Source organism: Mycobacterium sp. IDUB_21 (assembly GCF_055419425.1).
This window is the reverse complement of the sequence record NZ_JBVAXQ010000027.1, coordinates 3,407-5,215: the sequence shown is the minus strand read 5'-3', so window position 1 is coordinate 5,215 and position 1,809 is coordinate 3,407. Positions and strand designations below refer to the sequence as shown.

Sequence of the window (1,809 nt, the reverse complement as noted above, 5' to 3'; positions counted from 1 at the left end):
GGGCGTGTTGTTTGAGAACTCAATAGTGTGTTTGGTGGTTTTTGTTTGTTGTTGTTTTTGCCATGCCTTCGGCGCCCCGTGTTGGGGGTGTGGTGTTGTTTTTTGTCGGTTTTTCGGAACTGATGTTTTGGGATTTGTTTTCCAAATTGGTTTTTGTTTGGAGAGTTTGATCCTGGCTCAGGACGAACGCTGGCGGCGTGCTTAACACATGCAAGTCGAACGGAAAGGCCCTTTCGGGGGTACTCGAGTGGCGAACGGGTGAGTAACACGTGGGTGATCTGCCCTGCACTTTGGGATAAGCCTGGGAAACTGGGTCTAATACCGAATAGGATCACGCGCCTCATGGTGTGTGGTGGAAAGCTTTTGCGGTGTGGGATGGGCCCGCGGCCTATCAGCTTGTTGGTGGGGTAATGGCCTACCAAGGCGACGACGGGTAGCCGGCCTGAGAGGGTGTCCGGCCACACTGGGACTGAGATACGGCCCAGACTCCTACGGGAGGCAGCAGTGGGGAATATTGCACAATGGGCGCAAGCCTGATGCAGCGACGCCGCGTGGGGGATGACGGCCTTCGGGTTGTAAACCTCTTTCAGTATCGGCGAAGCTCCAGGGTTTTCTTTGGGGTGACGGTAGGTACAGAAGAAGCACCGGCCAACTACGTGCCAGCAGCCGCGGTAATACGTAGGGTGCGAGCGTTGTCCGGAATTACTGGGCGTAAAGAGCTCGTAGGTGGTTTGTCGCGTTGTCCGTGAAAACTCACAGCTCAACTGTGGGCGTGCGGGCGATACGGGCAGACTGGAGTACTGTAGGGGAGACTGGAATTCCTGGTGTAGCGGTGGAATGCGCAGATATCAGGAGGAACACCGGTGGCGAAGGCGGGTCTCTGGGCAGTAACTGACGCTGAGGAGCGAAAGCGTGGGGAGCGAACAGGATTAGATACCCTGGTAGTCCACGCCGTAAACGGTGGGTACTAGGTGTGGGTTTCCTTCCTTTAGGGATCCGTGCCGTAGCTAACGCATTAAGTACCCCGCCTGGGGAGTACGGCCGCAAGGCTAAAACTCAAAGGAATTGACGGGGGCCCGCACAAGCGGCGGAGCATGTGGATTAATTCGATGCAACGCGAAGAACCTTACCTGGGTTTGACATGCACAGGACGCCGGTAGAGATATCGGTTCCCTTGTGGCCTGTGTGCAGGTGGTGCATGGCTGTCGTCAGCTCGTGTCGTGAGATGTTGGGTTAAGTCCCGCAACGAGCGCAACCCTTGTCTCATGTTGCCAGCACGTTATGGTGGGGACTCGTGAGAGACTGCCGGGGTCAACTCGGAGGAAGGTGGGGATGACGTCAAGTCATCATGCCCCTTATGTCCAGGGCTTCACACATGCTACAATGGCCGGTACAAAGGGCTGCGATACCGTGAGGTTTAGCGAATCCTTTAAAGCCGGTCTCAGTTCGGATCGGGGTCTGCAACTCGACCCCGTGAAGTCGGAGTCGCTAGTAATCGCAGATCAGCAACGCTGCGGTGAATACGTTCCCGGGCCTTGTACACACCGCCCGTCACGTCATGAAAGTCGGTAACACCCGAAGCCGGTGGCCTAACCCTTGTGGAGGGAGCCGTCGAAGGTGGGATCGGCGATTGGGACGAAGTCGTAACAAGGTAGCCGTACCGGAAGGTGCGGCTGGATCACCTCCTTTCTAAGGAGCACCTTTTTCCCCCGTCCCCGCAATCGTGTGGGATCAGATGGTTGGGATATTTTCGCCGGCGCCTGTAGTGGGTTGTTCGGTGGTGCAGATAGTTTTAAAAAACAGCGGCAA

General features: G+C 56.2%; 1 rRNA gene. It reads left to right on the top strand.

The features are described 5' to 3' along the window. Nucleotides 1-154 precede the first annotated feature (154 nt). Nucleotides 155-1,689: ribosomal RNA gene (locus ACZYY4_RS22960) — 16S ribosomal RNA — on the top strand. Nucleotides 1,690-1,809 lie beyond the last annotated feature (120 nt).